Annotated in this window: 2 tRNA genes and 1 rRNA gene; all 3 read right to left on the minus strand. The window is 42.2% G+C overall.

Annotated features, from left to right (window positions below):
- A 23S ribosomal RNA gene (locus IEY13_RS30025) occupies positions 1–338 on the minus strand; the annotation flags it as partial.
- A 228-nt stretch (positions 339–566) separates the two neighbouring features.
- Positions 567–640 (minus strand) — tRNA-Ala (locus IEY13_RS30030).
- Positions 641–727: 87 nt separating this feature from the next.
- A tRNA-Ile gene (locus IEY13_RS30035) sits at positions 728–800 on the minus strand.

Here is an 800-nt window from a genome sequence, read left to right on the forward strand (position 1 = left end):
GAGTATTTAGCCTTACCAGATGGTGCTGGCAGATTCACGCAGGATTCCTCCGGTCCCGCGCTACTCAGGATACTTCTCGTCCATAATGATTTCCGTCTACAGGACTTTCACCTGCTATGGTCCAACTTTCCAGATGGTTCGACTTGACATTACTTTCTAAACGAAGTCCTACAACCCCAAAACAGCACGCTGTTTTGGTTTGGGCTCTTCCCTTTTCGCTCGCCACTACTCTGGGAATCATTCTTATTTTCTTTTCCTCCGGGTACTTAGATGTTTCAGTTCTCCGGGTTGGCCCCCTTGCGGGTAATACATCTTCAATGNCTTACGTCAGCTCCACTATACTTGCTCTCTTTTGTAATTTTGCTTTCCCAATATGTCAAAGAACTCTAGTAAGTCAAAAGTTTAAATTCAAAAATCAAAATTCAGAATTCAAAAATTGACCACCTTTGCAGATGATAAGGTTACGAACCTTCAGGCCTTATGCCTCACCTCAATAATTTTAAGAACTGTTTGTTTACTCTGTTGTTACTTGAAACTTCCAACTTACAACTTTCAACTTTTTAAAGTGGAGGATATCGGAGTCGAACCGATGACCCTCTGCGTGCAAGGCAGATGCTCTAGCCAACTGAGCTAACCCCCCAGAAGTTTAGTTACCAGTTTTTAGTTTTCAGTTATTAGTTATCATAGATTCAACTACAAACTGCTAACTACCAACTAAAAACTTAAGTAGACCCGACCAGAGTTGAACTGGTGACCTCTACATTATCAGTGTAGCGCTCTAACCAACTGAGCTACGGGTC

The sequence above is a fragment of the Filimonas zeae genome (assembly GCF_014641615.1).
Lineage (GTDB): Bacteria > Bacteroidota > Bacteroidia > Chitinophagales > Chitinophagaceae > Filimonas > Filimonas zeae.